The 13,536-nt window shown below is 64.8% G+C and carries 16 protein-coding genes and 1 pseudogene; 9 read left to right on the forward strand and 8 right to left on the reverse strand.

Annotated elements, in window-relative coordinates:
• Positions 1 to 55: 55 nt before the first annotated feature.
• The 9 genes from CI785_RS10005 (at position 56) to CI785_RS10040 (ending at position 8,036) form a co-directional block, all read left to right on the forward strand.
• Positions 56 to 1,417, forward strand: a complete 1,362-nt coding sequence (locus CI785_RS10005; RefSeq protein ID WP_105031929.1) for an ABC transporter substrate-binding protein — start codon at positions 56 to 58, stop codon at positions 1,415 to 1,417.
• Positions 1,418 to 1,496: 79 nt separating this feature from the next.
• Positions 1,497 to 2,468, forward strand: a complete 972-nt coding sequence (locus CI785_RS10010) for a carbohydrate ABC transporter permease (protein ID WP_105031930.1) — start codon at positions 1,497 to 1,499, stop codon at positions 2,466 to 2,468.
• Positions 2,465 to 3,364 (forward strand): carbohydrate ABC transporter permease, encoded by a 900-nt coding sequence (locus tag CI785_RS10015; protein ID WP_105031931.1) that lies wholly within the window; start codon positions 2,465 to 2,467, stop codon positions 3,362 to 3,364. The genes CI785_RS10010 and CI785_RS10015 overlap by 4 nt, the downstream gene beginning before the upstream one ends.
• 27 nt (positions 3,365 to 3,391) lie before the next feature.
• Entirely contained in the window at positions 3,392 to 4,441 is a 1,050-nt protein-coding gene (locus CI785_RS10020; protein ID WP_105031932.1) for an NAD(P)-dependent alcohol dehydrogenase, read from the forward strand.
• On the forward strand, positions 4,441 to 5,406 hold the full coding sequence (locus tag CI785_RS10025) for a carbohydrate kinase family protein (protein WP_105031933.1): 966 nt from the start codon (positions 4,441 to 4,443) through the stop codon (positions 5,404 to 5,406). Before CI785_RS10020 ends, CI785_RS10025 begins: the two co-directional genes overlap by 1 nt.
• Positions 5,407 to 5,456: 50 nt before the next feature.
• The gene (locus tag CI785_RS17700) at positions 5,457 to 5,828 is read left to right on the forward strand and encodes a nucleoside/nucleotide kinase family protein (RefSeq protein ID WP_338064893.1); all 372 of its coding nucleotides are present in this window, start codon (positions 5,457 to 5,459) and stop codon (positions 5,826 to 5,828) included.
• The gene (locus CI785_RS17705) at positions 5,804 to 6,088 is read left to right on the forward strand and encodes a nucleoside/nucleotide kinase family protein (protein ID WP_338064894.1); all 285 of its coding nucleotides are present in this window, start codon (positions 5,804 to 5,806) and stop codon (positions 6,086 to 6,088) included. The genes CI785_RS17700 and CI785_RS17705 overlap by 25 nt, the downstream gene beginning before the upstream one ends.
• Before the next feature lie 38 nt (positions 6,089 to 6,126).
• Positions 6,127 to 7,596: a mannitol dehydrogenase family protein gene (locus CI785_RS10035; RefSeq protein WP_105031934.1), complete on the forward strand. Its 1,470-nt coding sequence runs from the start codon at positions 6,127 to 6,129 to the stop codon at positions 7,594 to 7,596.
• Positions 7,597 to 7,598: 2 nt separating this feature from the next.
• A complete protein-coding gene (locus CI785_RS10040) occupies positions 7,599 to 8,036 on the forward strand; it encodes a MarR family winged helix-turn-helix transcriptional regulator (RefSeq protein WP_240615149.1) in 438 nt (145 codons plus the stop codon).
• 100 nt (positions 8,037 to 8,136) lie between these two features.
• Here the strand turns inward: CI785_RS10040 and CI785_RS10045 are convergent, their stop codons facing one another.
• From CI785_RS10045 to CI785_RS10080, 8 genes and pseudogenes are all read right to left on the reverse strand, one after another.
• Positions 8,137 to 8,631 (reverse strand): DUF6644 family protein, encoded by a 495-nt coding sequence (locus tag CI785_RS10045; protein WP_105031936.1) that lies wholly within the window; start codon positions 8,629 to 8,631, stop codon positions 8,137 to 8,139.
• Positions 8,624 to 9,388 (reverse strand): hypothetical protein, encoded by a 765-nt coding sequence (locus CI785_RS10050; RefSeq protein WP_205753597.1) that lies wholly within the window; start codon positions 9,386 to 9,388, stop codon positions 8,624 to 8,626. The genes CI785_RS10045 and CI785_RS10050 overlap by 8 nt, the downstream gene beginning before the upstream one ends.
• A 285-nt stretch (positions 9,389 to 9,673) precedes the next feature.
• Positions 9,674 to 9,793: pseudogene (locus tag CI785_RS17510) on the reverse strand (sugar O-acetyltransferase); the annotation flags it as partial.
• Positions 9,794 to 9,856: 63 nt separating this feature from the next.
• Positions 9,857 to 10,444 (reverse strand): cyclophilin-like fold protein, encoded by a 588-nt coding sequence (locus CI785_RS10060; protein WP_157940228.1) that lies wholly within the window; start codon positions 10,442 to 10,444, stop codon positions 9,857 to 9,859.
• On the reverse strand, positions 10,444 to 11,211 hold the full coding sequence (locus CI785_RS10065; RefSeq protein WP_105031938.1) for a glucose 1-dehydrogenase: 768 nt from the start codon (positions 11,209 to 11,211) through the stop codon (positions 10,444 to 10,446). The genes CI785_RS10060 and CI785_RS10065 overlap by 1 nt, the downstream gene beginning before the upstream one ends.
• A gap of 54 nt (positions 11,212 to 11,265) precedes the next feature.
• Positions 11,266 to 11,610 carry a lipocalin-like domain-containing protein gene (locus CI785_RS10070; protein WP_205753598.1) on the reverse strand — a complete coding sequence of 115 codons (345 nt, stop codon included), beginning with the start codon at positions 11,608 to 11,610 and terminating at the stop codon, positions 11,266 to 11,268.
• A 202-nt stretch (positions 11,611 to 11,812) separates the two neighbouring features.
• Positions 11,813 to 12,223 (reverse strand): (R)-mandelonitrile lyase, encoded by a 411-nt coding sequence (locus tag CI785_RS10075; protein WP_105031940.1) that lies wholly within the window; start codon positions 12,221 to 12,223, stop codon positions 11,813 to 11,815.
• A 49-nt stretch (positions 12,224 to 12,272) separates the two neighbouring features.
• Complete coding sequence (locus CI785_RS10080) at positions 12,273 to 13,484, reverse strand: MFS transporter (protein ID WP_105031941.1); 1,212 nt, start codon at positions 13,482 to 13,484, stop codon at positions 12,273 to 12,275.
• Positions 13,485 to 13,536 lie beyond the last annotated feature (52 nt).

Genomic DNA, 13,536 nt, shown 5'->3' on the forward strand with positions numbered 1-13,536 from the left:
AAGGCACCTGCGTCGATCCGACGCGCCCTTATTGAGTAAGAACAAAGGAGTCCTTATGCGAATCCCACCTGCACGGGCAACACTCACCGCCGGCCTTGCCTGTCTGGCCCTGACCCTCACAGCCTGCTCCGGTGCCGGCGGAGGCGGGGGTGGCGGAGCCGAATCCGGCGAGGCACAGAGCATCAACGTGCTGATGGTCAACAACCCGCAGATGGAGGACCTGCAGCGCCTGACGGCGGAGAACTTCACGGCGGAGTCGGGTATCACCGTGAATTTCACGTCCCTGCCGGAGAACGACGTCCGGGCGAACATCAGCCAGGAGTTCTCGGCCCAGGCGGGCCAGTACGACGTCGCATCCCTGTCCAACTACGAAATCCCGTTCTACTCCGCCAACGGGTGGCTCGCCCCTCTCGACGAGTTCGTTGCAGCGGACAAGGAATTCAATCAAGAAGACATCCTTCCGGCGTACACCGAGTCCCTGACCGGAGAGGACGGCAAGCTCTACGGTGAACCGTTCTACGGCGAGTCTTCCTTCCTCATGTACCGCACGGACGTATTCCAGGAGCTCGGCCTCACCATGCCGGAGAACCCCACCTGGGACCAGGTCGCGGACCTCGCCGCGCAGGTCGACGAGGCCAAGGAGGACATGAAGGGCATTTGCCTGCGCGGCCAGCCGGGCTGGGGCCAGGTCTTCGCCCCGCTGACCACCGTGGTCAATACCTTCGGCGGGACCTGGTTCGACAAGGACTGGAACGCGCAGGTCGACTCCCCCGAGTTCACCGAGGCCGTCCAGTTCTACACCGACCTCGTGAAAAACCACGGCGAGGCCGGAGCCGCCCAGGCCGGCTTCACCGAGTGCCTGAACAACATGACGCAGAGCCAGACGGCTATGTGGTATGACGCCACTTCCGCGGCCGGCAGCCTCGAGGCCGAAGGATCACCCGTCGCGGGCAAGATCGGCTACGCAGCCGCCCCGGTCAAGGAGACGGAATCCTCCGGTTGGCTCTGGACCTGGTCGTGGGGCATTCAGGCCGCCTCCGAGAAGCAGGACGCCGCCTGGGAGTTCATCTCCTGGGCAAGCTCCCAGGAGTACGAGGAACTGGTGGCAGAAGAGCTCGGCTGGGCGAAAGTCCCCTCAGGCAAGCGGATTTCCACGTACGAGAACCCTGAGTACCAGGCTTCGGCACCGTTCTACGAGGCCGAGCGCTTCGCGATCGAGAACGCCGACCCGAAGAACCCGGGCCTGCAGGAACGCCCCTACATCGGCATCCAGTTCGCCGGATTCCCGGAGTTCGCCGATCTCGGAACCACCGTGTCTCAGGACATCAGCGCCGTGATCGCCGGACAGAAGACGGTCGAGGAAGCCCTTGCCAAGGGGCAGGAAACCGCCGAGGCCATCGGCGAAGAGTACAAGTAGCCACACCTACCGCACGGACGGTGTCCGTTGCCCGCCTCAATCCCACGGCAACGGACACCGTTCGGCAGGAGACCCCCCCATGAGCTCAGCTACCGCAGCCCCGCAGCGCCAACGTCAATCTCGTCCCTCCACCTCGGATCCAAAAGCCACCGCACGCGCCCGTACCACCCGGTGGGCCCGCCGCGCCCCACTGCTACCGGCACTGATCTTTCTGATCATCGTCACCCAGCTACCGTTCGTCGCGACGCTGATCATCTCGTTCATGAACTGGAACAGTCTCCGGCCCAACGACACGAGCTTCGCCGGTATCGACAACTACATCAGTGTCCTGACCGACCAGGGCCTGCGAGCGTCGATCATCACCACCATCATCCTCACCGTCACGGTGGTGCTGGTCAGCCTGCTCCTCGGGCTCGGCCTGGCCCTGCTGCTGGACAAAAAATTCATCGGTCGAGGGATCGTACGAACCATGCTGATCGCGCCATTCCTCATCGTGCCGGTCGCGGCGGCCCTGGTCTGGAAGCATGCACTGCTCAACCCCTCCTATGGGCTCGTCAACGGCACGCTCACCTGGGTCTGGTCCCTGTTCGGCAGCGACAATCCGCCCCAGCCCGAGCTCCTGTCCCAGGCACCCCTGTTCGCCGTCGAGGCCTCGCTCATCTGGCAGTGGACCCCATTCATGATGCTGATCCTGCTGGCCGGGCTGCAGTCCCGCCCCATGGACGTCATCGAAGCAGCGCAGATCGACGGCGCCTCCCGGTGGCAGATCTTCCGCTACCTCACCCTGCCCCACCTGCGGCAGTACCTGGAGCTGGGCGGACTGCTAGGCACCATCTACATCGTCCAAAACTTCGACGCCGTCTTCACGCTCACCTCCGGAGGACTCGGGACAGCAAACCTCCCGTTCTCCATCTACCAGACGTTCTACACGGCCAACGACTACGGTCTGGCCTCGGCCACGGGCGTCGTCGTGGTGATCGGCACCATCATCATCGCCACCTTCGCCCTGCGCACCGTCTTCACACTCTTCCAGAAGGAGGAATCCCGATGACCGCCCTGAACCCCACCGTGCAACCCTCCGCCGGCCCCACGTTCCTTGGACGGCGCCGCAAGTCCCGCATGGACCCAACTCGTAACAGCACCATCGCCGGCCTGGCCGCGTGGGCTGCCGCGCTCATCTTCGCGATCCCCGTGTTCTGGATGGTGCTGACGTCCTTCCACTCCGAGAACGACGCTGCGACCAACCCGCCGTCCATCGCAGCCGAGCTCACGTTGGACTCCTACCGCAATTTCTTCGGTGGTGCGTCCGGGCTGGACCCGTGGCCGCCACTGATTAACTCGGCGACCGCCTCGATTACCTCGACCATCCTGGTGCTCGTCCTCGCGATTCCGGCGGCCTACGCGCTGTCCATCAAGCCGGTCGAGAAGTGGACGGACGTCATGTTCTTCTTCCTCTCCACGAAGATGCTGCCGATCGTCGCCGCATTGCTGCCCCTGTTCCTCTTCGCACGCAACGCCGGGACGCTGGACAACATCTGGTTCCTGGTCCTTTTGTACACGTCGATGAACCTGCCCATCGCGGTATGGATGATGCGGTCCTTCCTCGCCGAAGTACCTGCGGAGATGCTCGAGGCAGCACAGATCGACGGCGCCGGACTCATCCTCACGCTGCGCAAGGTCGTCGCCCCCGTGGCAATGCCCGGCATCGCCGCCACGGCGCTGATCTGCTTCATCTTCAGCTGGAACGAACTGCTGCTCGCCCGAGTCCTGACCGGTGTCGTGGCCGGCACGGCACCGGTATTCCTCACCAGCTTCGTCTCCAGCCAGGGCCTGTTCCTCGCCAAGGTCTGCACCGCGGCCGTAATCATCTCCCTGCCCGTCCTCCTCGCCGGCTTCGCCGCCCAGGACAAGCTCGTCCAGGGCCTGTCACTCGGCGCCGTGAAGTAACGCCTCCCTTCCCGAAAGGATTCAGTCATGACTGCAACAGTCGAACGGACAACCCTCGAGGTTCCCACGACCATGCGCGCGTCCCTCCTCAAGAAGCAGGGCGACGTCGCCTTAGAAAACCTCGCGGTACCCACCATTGATGAGGACCAGGTCCTCGTGCAGGTCGCCGCGGTCGGCGTCTGCGGCAGCGACGTCCACTACTACGAACACGGCCGGATCGGCCCGTACGTCGTCGATCACCCCCTGATCCTCGGCCACGAACTCTCCGGACGCATCGTCGCCGTCGGCGCGCAGGTCGATTCGTCACGGGTAGGTCAGCGCGTGGCCGTGGAACCCCAGCGCCCCTGCCGGGTCTGCGACCAGTGCAAGCACGGACGGTACAACCTCTGCCCGAGCATCGAGTTCTACGCCACCCCACCCATCGATGGCGCCTTCACCGAATACGTCGCCATCCAAGCGGACTTCGCGTTCCCTATCCCCGACAGCGTGAGCGATGAAGCCGCAGCACTCATCGAACCGCTCTCGGTGGGCATCTGGGCCTGCCAGCGTGCCGGGATCGGCTCTGGCAGCCGCGTCCTCATCGCCGGCGCGGGGCCCATCGGCATTATCGCCGCGCAGACCGCCCGGGCCTTCGGAGCCACCGAGGTCTATATCAGCGACATTTCCCCCGACCGACTCGCATTCGCCGTCAAGTACGGGGCTACCCACGCCCTCAATGCACGCACCGACTCTGTGGAGGGCCTCGACGTCGATGCTTTCATCGACGCCTCCGGCGCACCGCGGGCAGTGCGCTCCGGCATCCTCGCGGTACGTCCGGCCGGTCGTGTGATCCTCGTGGGGCTCGGCGCGGACGACGTCGAACTGCCTGTCTCCTTCATCCAGAACCGGGAGATCTGGCTCTCCGGCGTCTTCCGGTACGCCAACACGTGGCCGCTGGGCATCCAGCTCATCGCGGACGGGAAAGTGGACCTCGACGTTCTGGTCACCGGGCGCTTCGGCCTGTCGGAAGCCGAGGCTGCGCTCCAGGCCGGCAAGCAGCCGGGGCAGCTCAAAGCCGTCGTCTACCCCGGCCGCTGATGAACCCGAACCCGGAGGCACCCCGCATCGTGGTCATCGGCGAATCCCTCGTCGACGTCGTCCAAGATGACGGCCGGCAGGCCACCGTCGAACATCCTGGTGGAAGCCCGATGAACGTGGCGGTCGGGACGGCCCGGCTCGGCATGCCGACAACCCTGGTCACCGCCTTCGGGAACGACCGCCGCGGTCAGGTCATCGAGCATCACCTCACCGCGAACGGGGTCCACGTCATCAACGCCGGGGCCGCGCGCACCAGCACCGCTGGTGCGCGCATCGGCACCGACGGGTCCGCCACCTACTCCTTCGACATCGGCTGGGACATTTCCACCTCGGTCGACGCTGCACGTTCCACGGCGCCAGCGCACTTCCATACGGGATCGATAGCAACCGTCCTCGCGCCGGGGTGCCACGACGTGTTGGACCTCCTTGAACAGGTCCGGGACAGCAGCACGATCAGTTTCGACCCCAACTGCAGGCCTACGATCACACCAGACCGTGATGAGGCACGCCAGACAGTGGAACGTTTCGTCGTGCTCAGCGACATCGTGAAGGCGAGTGACGAGGACCTGGCCTGGTTGTACCCAGGAACGGAGCTGACGGACGTGATGGATGCGTGGTTGACCCTCGGGGCCGGTCTCGTTGTCGTCACCTGTGGCAGCGAGGGGTCCCTCGCCGCAACCGCGTCCGCGCACGTTACTGGGGAAGCAGCTCCGGTGAACGTCGTCGACACCGTCGGTGCGGGGGATTCCTTCATGGCCGCGCTTCTGGCCGGGCTGCGGTGGTGCGGAGTCCTAGGAACAGATGATCGATCAAGGATCGCAGCTCTTGACCACTTGACCGTGCAGCAACTTCTGTCCTTCGCGGCTACAGCGGCCGCCATCACCTGCTCACGAGCAGGAGCCAACCCGCCGTCACTGTCCGAGGTGGCAGCCGTCGAGGGCGTCCCGTGGAAACTGCTCGCATGACACCCACGATAGGAACACCTTCGGGAGTCGGAGGCACTACAGCCGCTGTGATGCACATCAGGAACGCCCACGAACTCCAGGATCTACTCCCCCGACTAAGTACTGGCCGCACCCTGCTGGGCATCGTCGGAGCACCCGGCTCGGGTAAGTCAACCGTCGCCGCCGCACTCAAAGTACTGAGCCCAAGAACGTTCGAGCAGGTACCTATGGACGGCTTCCACCTCGCGGACAAGGCGCTGGACAGACTCGGGTTGCTGGAGCGCAAGGGGGCGCCGGAGACGTTCGACGCCCACGGCTACGCCGCCCTCCTGTCCCGTCTCCGAGACAGACCTGATCATGTCGTCTACGCGCCGGCCTTCGAGCGGGACCTCGAACAGCCCTGGCCAATGCGCTGCCTGTGCCACCGGCAGCCTCACTCCTGATCACCGAAGGCAATTATCTTCTTCTCGACGGGCCCGGATGGCGCAAGGCCCGGCAGCAGCTCGACGAGGTTTGGTTCATCGACGTGGACCCGGATGTACGTCGGCGCCGACTCATCACCCGGCACATCCTATTCGGCAAAGACCCCGCCGCAGCCGAGGAATGGGTGCGGCGAGTGGACGAACCGAACGCCGAACTCGTGGCCGCTACCCGGCACCGGGCAGACCGCATCCTCGACCTGTCCAACTGGCAGCTCAACTGACCCAACCAGGCACACCATCTACTACGCAAAGGCGCGCAATGACCCAGCTTTCAAACGCAGCACTGTCTTCTCTTCCTCCCGGACTGCCGGTGCCCACATATGATCGTTCGGCGCTCAGTGTCGGCATCGTTCACTTTGGCGTAGGCGGCTTCCACCGCGCCCACCAAGCCATGTACCTCGACCGACTCATGTCCCAGGGGCAGGCCCACGACTGGGCGATCCTCGGCGTGGGCGTCCTCCCCCACGACGTGACCATGAAACGGGTCATGGACAACCAGAACAGCCTCTACACGCTCGTCGAGAAAGCACCCGATGGCACGCAGAATGCCCGTGTAATCGGCTCGATCGCGGACTATCTCTTCGCGCCCGATGACCCTAAGGCTGTCATCGAAGCCATCGCAGATCCCGGTGTCCGTATCGTATCGATGACTATCACCGAGGGTGGGTACTGCATCGACCCGGTGACCGGAGAGGTCGACGTCGATCATCCCGCCCTGCGCGCCGATCTCGCGCCAGACGCCGTGCCAGCATCGGTCTTCGGGCTCGTCACTGAGGCCCTAGCCCGCCGTCGGGAAACCGGACTTCCAGGTTTGACCGTCATGTCCTGCGACAACATTCAGGGCAACGGTGACACCGCCCGTGCCGTGTTCACCGCCTTCGCACATCTCCGTGACCCCGACCTCGCCATCTGGATCGCAGACAATGTCACCTTCCCCAACTCCATGGTCGACCGCATCACGCCCGCGACGACGGATCAGGACCGCGCCCAGGTTGCAGAGGACTTCGGCCTCGAGGACGCCTGGCCCGTGGTGTGCGAGGACTTCGAGCAGTGGGTCCTCGAGGACGACTTCGTGCAAGGGCGCCCCGCCTGGGAGAACGCGGGCGTGCAGCTCGTGGACGACGTCGAACCGTACGAGCTCATGAAACTCCGGCTACTCAACGCAAGCCACCAGGCCCTCTGCTACCCCGGCTACCTTGCCGGCTACCGGCTCGTCCACGACGTTTGCCAGGACCAGACCTTCGCCCGATACCTTCTCGCTTACATGGAGCAGGAGGCCACCCCGACCCTCCGCCCCGTACCCGGCGTGAACCTCGACGCCTACCGGCACCAGCTCATCTCGCGGTTCTCGAACGCCGCCGTTCGCGACACCGTCGCCAGGTTGTGCGCCGAGAGTTCCGACCGTATCCCCAAATGGCTGGTCCCGGTCATCCGCGAGAACTTGGCCGCCGGACGAAGCGTCCGCTACGGGGCGGCGATCATCGCGACCTGGACACGCTACGCCGAAGGCATTGACGAAGCAGGGACACCCATCGACGTCGTCGACCGGCTCAAGGACCAGGTGATGGACGTCGCCGCACGCACACGGACGGATCCACTCGCTTTCCTGCAGCAACGCGATCTCTTCCTCGACCTGGCCGACCAGCCCGCGTTCGTCGACGCCTACCTCGAAGCCCTCGGAACACTCCACGGGCCAGGCGCCGCGGTACTAGTGACCGAAATGGCGTGACCATGCACCAGGAAGCAACACCCGCTGATCCCGATGGGGCCGCGATGTGGAGCCTCATCCGAGCCTCACGGAAAATTGAGCGGGTCCTCGCTGATGTCCTCGCGGCCTATGGCCTGACGCCGACTCAATTCAGTGTGCTCGCCCAACTCGACGGCGTCCTCGCCCTGACCCAAGCAGACCTTGCGCGCACCACCTTCGAGCAGCCCCCAAGCATGGCGGCACTCCTGAGGGGACTGGAGAACCGGAACCTCATTGCGCGATCGCCTGCACGGGGCCGGGGTAACCGCCAACCATTCGAGCTGACGAACCAAGGCCGAGTGCTGCTCTCCTCCGCGCGCCCGGCTGTGGGATCCGCCAATGACCTTCGCCGGTACGGGCTCTCATCCCTTGAGGCAACTTTCCTCAATACAAGCCTGCAATCAATCCTGACCAATGGATGATCCTGGGTCGCACCGGGCAAACTGACAAAAGGTCAATCTTCGGTACTTTAGTGAGGCGTTCGAGTGCGTGAGAGTACCGCTTGGTAGGGGTGATGAACCATCAGACGTAGGCCAGAAATCGCCCTGCGAAGATCACGCCCGTCCACGTCGCCATTGATACGACCGCTGAGATGCGGGCTGCGATTGGTGTCGCATCGGCGTCTGCCCACTCGTCGACTCGACGGTGGACGCCCTGGTGGAACACAAGGACGTTCAGCCCGGCCAGGAGCAGGAGTCCGAGCTTCCACGGGGCAGCACCGGAGCCGGCGACGCCGACGGCCTGTGTGCTGAACAGCAGGATGCCGGTGACGACTGCGAGGGCAAGTCCGAGGTGGGAGACTGGCAGGAGATAGCGTGCGGCTCTCGTCACGGGTATCAGACGACGCCCGACGCCCAGCAGCCGGAAGTCGAAGGCGAAGGCCGGACCGACGAGCATGGCGATCCCGAGGATGTGGAGGCTTTCGAGCGTCGGATACATGAAGGGAGTAGAGCGCACGGCATCACCGAGCGCGGAATCCTGCAGCCAGCGCAGAATCGGTTCAAGCCGTTCAGGCATCGGGGTTCCATTCGTCCTGGCGGGTGCGGCGGCGCATGTAGAAGAATCCGCCCACGACAGCGGCGACGACGGCGACACCAAACACTACCCAGACGACCTGCGTCTCCAATCCGCTGTCATCGATGCTGCCGGCATCCTCTGCCGGAGAGTCCATCTCCACAGGATCATCTACCGCAGAGGGCGCACCGGCAGGCTCGTCGCCTGCCCGGGCGCCGCCCGGTATCGGTGCCCTAACCGGGAGCGTATTGCCGATCACCTGGTTGACGGGCGCATGGTCGTCTCCGTACCAGAACGCAACTGGACGGAAGAGACCGTCGTCGGTGCTGTTGATGTACCCGACGCCCTGGAAGCGCTCTCCTACCTCCAGGGCGCGATCCAAGCCGTTGCTGCTCGACCACCACGGCGGAGCGATGATGACCTCGAGCTCGTCGTGGGGGCCGTCATACGCGAGAGCGGTTTCGACCCGGACGCTGTCCTCCGGGCCTGACAGCTCCTCAGGGACCGTCAGATCGGGCGTGATAGCCGGGAGCTGTGCATCAAGTGCCACTTCGAAAAGCGAATGCGGATCACCCCAGTTTCCGTCGGACGAGACGGTGCCGGCGATGTAAACGAGGTCGTCGGTCTCAAAGCCGTCCCAGCCGTGGTGCGCGGAGGCCGGTGATGCCGCGAGCAGCGCAGTGGCTGCCGTGACGAGGACAGCCGCCGTGGCCAGAAGGCCGTGGTGGGGTCGTCGGTCGGTGTGTATGGAGACGCTCAAAGTCGTCGATCCTCTCTATGAGCGGTGTGGCTCTCGTTTGGCGAGCCTGGGGTTGGAGTTCAGCTTTCTGCGGGGAACGACACGCCGGTCTGCTCGGCGTAGGAGGCCAGCAGCCGGTCCTGCGCCTGGGCGTCGTGCACGAGCTCGTTCACACAGTTTTCGACCGTCTGGTGGGAAAGGAACTCGTCGGTGACGTCGCTGTCGGGCTCAATGCCCTCAGCCAGTCAGACCTGGATCATGTAGCCGTCGCGCGCGCTGTCGGGAGTGCTGATGTCCCCCGTTGCATCAGTCGGAGACGTAGCGGACAACCTTGGCCGGCGACCCGACAACGATCGCATTATCAGGGACGTCCTTCGTCACGACCGCGGCAGCCGCTACGACGGCGTTGTCGCCGATGGTGACCCCGAGCCCGCCTAGGTAGTTCGGCGGATGAAAGCTGCTGCGAAGGCTCGGGCCAGGAGCCCGGAATCACTCGTCGATCCGGAGGGTGAGGGTGGTTCCGTCGGGCGCACCCTCGATGGCCGGCACATCGTCGAAGGTGCCGAGGGGGACGATGCCGGCGTGATACCCGACCTGCTCGTAGTAAAGGATGAGCCGTTGGTCCGGCACGTAGTAGCCGATCAGGCCCGGTTCGGCACCGCTGCCGGCTGGTGCTCCGTCGAGATCGAGGGGCTTGGGAAGATCGGCGACTTTCTCCTGACCGCCGAAGTCGCGGACGGGCAGGGTGAGCGGAAGCTGCTCCACCAACGAATCAGAGACCGCGCTGCCGTCGAGGCGCGCAGAGATCGTCGAGCCGTTGACGTCCAGCAGAAGCGGTGTGCTGCCGCCCACGGTGTCGCTGGTGGGAGCGGTTGCTCTGGTGGGGCGATCGGATGCAGTGCTGGATCCGGGCGGATTGTTGGGTGAGGACGCCATGGGGGTCTCCCGTAGTGGTAGGGACGGTGCGGTATCGAGAGTCGTGCCGGTGGTCCCGCTGCACCCGGTGAGGGCGACGGCGGCCACCAGTGCGACGGCGAATGCGGTGTAGATGCGATACACGTCACGATTTGGGCTCATCAGCCGACCGTTTGTCCGCCGTCGACGATGAGGGTGTGTCCGACGGCGAAGGCACTCTCGTCGGCTGAGAGCCATAGCACGGCGGAAGCAATTTCCTCTGGTGTTCCGAGTCGGCCGATGGGTTCCTGGTCCACCATCGCCTGTCGACCTTCCTCAGTGCCACCGGAAACACGTCCAATCATTTGGGTGTCAATAACCCCGGGCGCGACGACGTTGATCCGTACCCCGTCGCTGATGCTCTCCAGCGCAGCGGACTTGCTCAACCCGATGACCGCGTGTTTCGTCGCGGCGTAGGCGGCCTGACCGGCGATGCCCATGACGCCTGCTCCGGAGGAGGTGTTGACGATGGTGCCGCCACCATGGGCGGTCATGAACCTGATTTCGTGCTTCATGCACAGGTACATGCCTGTGAGATTGACCGACAGTAGGCGGTGCCATTCGGCGTCGTCGAGCTCTGCGATGGTGTCGTGGGATTGTTCGATACCCGCGTTGTTGAAGGCAGCATCGAGGCGGCCGTACGTCGACACGACCTGATCGAGTGCGCTTACGACGTCGTGGCTATCCGTGACGTCGCAGTCAAGGGCGAGGGCAGTCCCACCATTTTCGGTGATCAGGCGTGCTGTTTCCTGATGGCCTGCTCCGGGCAGGTCGGTGGTGGCGACGCGGGCTCCTTCCGCAGCGAAGGCCAGGGCGGTGGCACGGCCGATACCTCCTCCTGCGCCGGTGATGAAGACGACGGTATCGGTGAAGCGCTGGGACTGGTTCATGATGAGCTCCTAGAGAGGTTCAGGGAATCGTGAGGGACGAAGGAATGACCGGTGTCAGCGGGCGGCACGGTCGTAAGTGACACGCCAGCCTTCGGCCGGGTCGATGGGGGTGAGCACCAGGGTGTCGTCGGTCACCTCGTAGTTGCGGGTGAGGGTCTGCCCGATCAGGTCGCGTGCGGCAGCGGACTCGACATCGACGCTGAACGTCCCGGCGTCCGCGTCGATCTCGGCGTCACCGTAGAACGCTTCGTAGCCCTGAACCGTGTAGGCCGTGTCCGCTGCGCTCGTATCCGGGTTCTGCGCCTGGACGGAGACGGTACCGGCGTCGGTGAAGATGATCTGCCCGGAGAAGGGGACCTCCTCGAACTGGCCGTCGGTCTGGAACTCGAGCGTGGTCATCGTCCATTCCCCGACGATCGTGTCGGTCGCAGCCGGGGCTTCGGAGGCGGTGGCTGGTGAGGCATCTGCCGGGCCAGCGGGTGTCGAGCAGCCCGTGGCTGTCAACAGGAGTCCGAAAGCAAGGACGGGCGCGGTGATATTCAGTCGGGTCTTCATGATGCCCTTTTCGTTCGTCAGGTAGTGGGGAGTTAGAAGTGGGGAGTTACTTGTCGGCCGGATACTGCCCGTCGGTGAGTTTGTCGCCCCATTCGGTCTCGGGGTCGTCGCCGTCGAGGGGTGCTTCCCAGAGGGCGAGGTGGCACATGAAGTTGTCCGCTGTGGCGCCGTGCCAGTGCCACTCCCCCGCCGGCGTGTACACGGTGTCCCCCGGATGGAGTTCGATGAGGTCCTCGCCGCGGGACTGGACGTACCCGAGTCCTTCGGTGACGTGGAGGGTCTGACCGACGGCGTGCCTGTGCCAGGCGGTGTGAGCTCCGGGGGTGAAGCGGACCAGGTTCAGCCGTGCGCGGGACGGGGTCTGACCGGTGTAGTAGGCGTTGAAGTACACGTCGCCGGTGAACCATTCCTCCGGTCCCTTCACCGTGGCGGTCCTAGCTTGCTTCTGCGTGCTCATGGCGGTGTTCCTTGTCTGTCGAGGGTATCGAGGGTGATGTCGTCGCGGGTCAGAGGTGGGCGCGGAACGCGGTGCGGCGGCCGAGGATGGTCAGCAGCAGGGCGACTGCGCCGAAGACGATCATGATGACGGGCAGGACGAGACCGTCGACACGGGTCAGGGCCGCGGCGCCCAGGATGCCTGCGATGAAGATGGCGATGTTGAAGGCCACAGGCAGGAAGGAATTCGCGACGTCGGCATTCTCTCCTCCTACCGAGGTCAGGGCCGCCTGCAGCTGGGCGGCAGCACCACCGAAAGTGACCCCCCAGAGCACTGCGGCGACGACGATGACGACCGTAGAGCCGCTCCCTACCAGGAGCAGGGTCCCAGCTGCGATGAACAGGGCCACACTCGTGTGCAGGAGGGGCCGGGGGTGCCGGTCCAGGAGGGCTCCGGTGATAACGACTCCGCCGATGGAGGCGATGCCGAAGATGAGCAGGAGGACGTCCACAGTCAGGGTGCTGCTCGTGGCCCGCAGGTATGGAGAGATGTAGGTGTAGATGGTGTTGTGGGCGAGCATCCACGTCAGGATGACGGCGAGGATGATCGCAATGCCGGGAATCCGGAAGACCCGGCCCAGGGGTAGCTTCTCCGATGTCTCGGACACCGGGCCCTGCCCGCTGGCGTCGGGTGCGAGTGCTGCGATCAGAAGGCCTGCGACGACGGCGACGAGGCTGAGTCCGATGAAGGACCAGCGCCAGTCGAAGGTCATGCCCAGCCATGATCCGAGCGGCGTGCCGAGGGCGAAGCCGACCGGAGCCCCCGTGGACACGATGGCCAGGGACAGGCCTGCGTTGCGGGGTGGGCTGATGCGGCGCCCGTAGGCGGCGAGCATGCCCCAAATGACCCCGGAGAACGCTCCGGCGACGAATCGTGAGATCAGGGACAGGGCGACGTCGGAGGAGAACGCCGTAGCTGTGTTGGACAGGATGAGGCCGGTGATCGCTGCGAGGATGAGTGGCTTCCTGCGCAGGCCGCGTGTCAGGGCGATCGCCGGGACGGTCACGACGACTGTGCCGAGGGCGTAGGCACTGACGAACAGGCCCACCGAACCTTCGGTGGTGCCCATGCCGGAGGCGATGACGGGCAGCAGTCCGGCCGGCATTGTCTCCATGGCCACGAGGACGAATCCGATGACGGCAAGCACGATTAGGGTCAGCAGCGGCAACCGCTGCGGGGTGTGAGCCTGCGGGGGTGTCGTCTGGATGGTTTCGGTGTTCATGTCAGTCTTTCTGGCGGTCTGCGTGGAGGGGTGATGACGTCATGACCGCGGT

It is taken from the genome of Arthrobacter ruber (assembly GCF_002954225.1).
GTDB classification, from domain to species: Bacteria; Actinomycetota; Actinomycetes; order Actinomycetales; family Micrococcaceae; genus Arthrobacter_D; species Arthrobacter_D ruber.

What these genes read in the sequence shown, in the direction of transcription:
- CI785_RS10025 (WP_105031933.1), top strand. Translation starts at nt 4,441, where the DNA reads ATGAACCCGAACCCGGAGGCACCCCGCATCGTGGTCATCGGCGAATCC.
- CI785_RS17700 (WP_338064893.1), top strand. Translation starts at nt 5,457, where the DNA reads ATGCACATCAGGAACGCCCACGAACTCCAGGATCTACTCCCCCGACTA.
- CI785_RS10035 (WP_105031934.1), top strand. Translation starts at nt 6,127, where the DNA reads ATGACCCAGCTTTCAAACGCAGCACTGTCTTCTCTTCCTCCCGGACTG.
- CI785_RS10060 (WP_157940228.1), bottom strand. Translation starts at nt 10,444, where the DNA reads ATGAGCCCAAATCGTGACGTGTATCGCATCTACACCGCATTCGCCGTC.
- CI785_RS10045 (WP_105031936.1), bottom strand. Translation starts at nt 8,631, where the DNA reads ATGCCTGAACGGCTTGAACCGATTCTGCGCTGGCTGCAGGATTCCGCG.
- CI785_RS10075 (WP_105031940.1), bottom strand. Translation starts at nt 12,223, where the DNA reads ATGAGCACGCAGAAGCAAGCTAGGACCGCCACGGTGAAGGGACCGGAG.
- CI785_RS10080 (WP_105031941.1), bottom strand. Translation starts at nt 13,484, where the DNA reads ATGAACACCGAAACCATCCAGACGACACCCCCGCAGGCTCACACCCCG.
- CI785_RS10065 (WP_105031938.1), bottom strand. Translation starts at nt 11,211, where the DNA reads ATGAACCAGTCCCAGCGCTTCACCGATACCGTCGTCTTCATCACCGGC.
- CI785_RS10020 (WP_105031932.1), top strand. Translation starts at nt 3,392, where the DNA reads ATGACTGCAACAGTCGAACGGACAACCCTCGAGGTTCCCACGACCATG.
- CI785_RS10040 (WP_240615149.1), top strand. Translation starts at nt 7,599, where the DNA reads ATGCACCAGGAAGCAACACCCGCTGATCCCGATGGGGCCGCGATGTGG.
- CI785_RS10015 (WP_105031931.1), top strand. Translation starts at nt 2,465, where the DNA reads ATGACCGCCCTGAACCCCACCGTGCAACCCTCCGCCGGCCCCACGTTC.
- CI785_RS10070 (WP_205753598.1), bottom strand. Translation starts at nt 11,610, where the DNA reads ATGACCACGCTCGAGTTCCAGACCGACGGCCAGTTCGAGGAGGTCCCC.
- CI785_RS10010 (WP_105031930.1), top strand. Translation starts at nt 1,497, where the DNA reads ATGAGCTCAGCTACCGCAGCCCCGCAGCGCCAACGTCAATCTCGTCCC.
- CI785_RS10005 (WP_105031929.1), top strand. Translation starts at nt 56, where the DNA reads ATGCGAATCCCACCTGCACGGGCAACACTCACCGCCGGCCTTGCCTGT.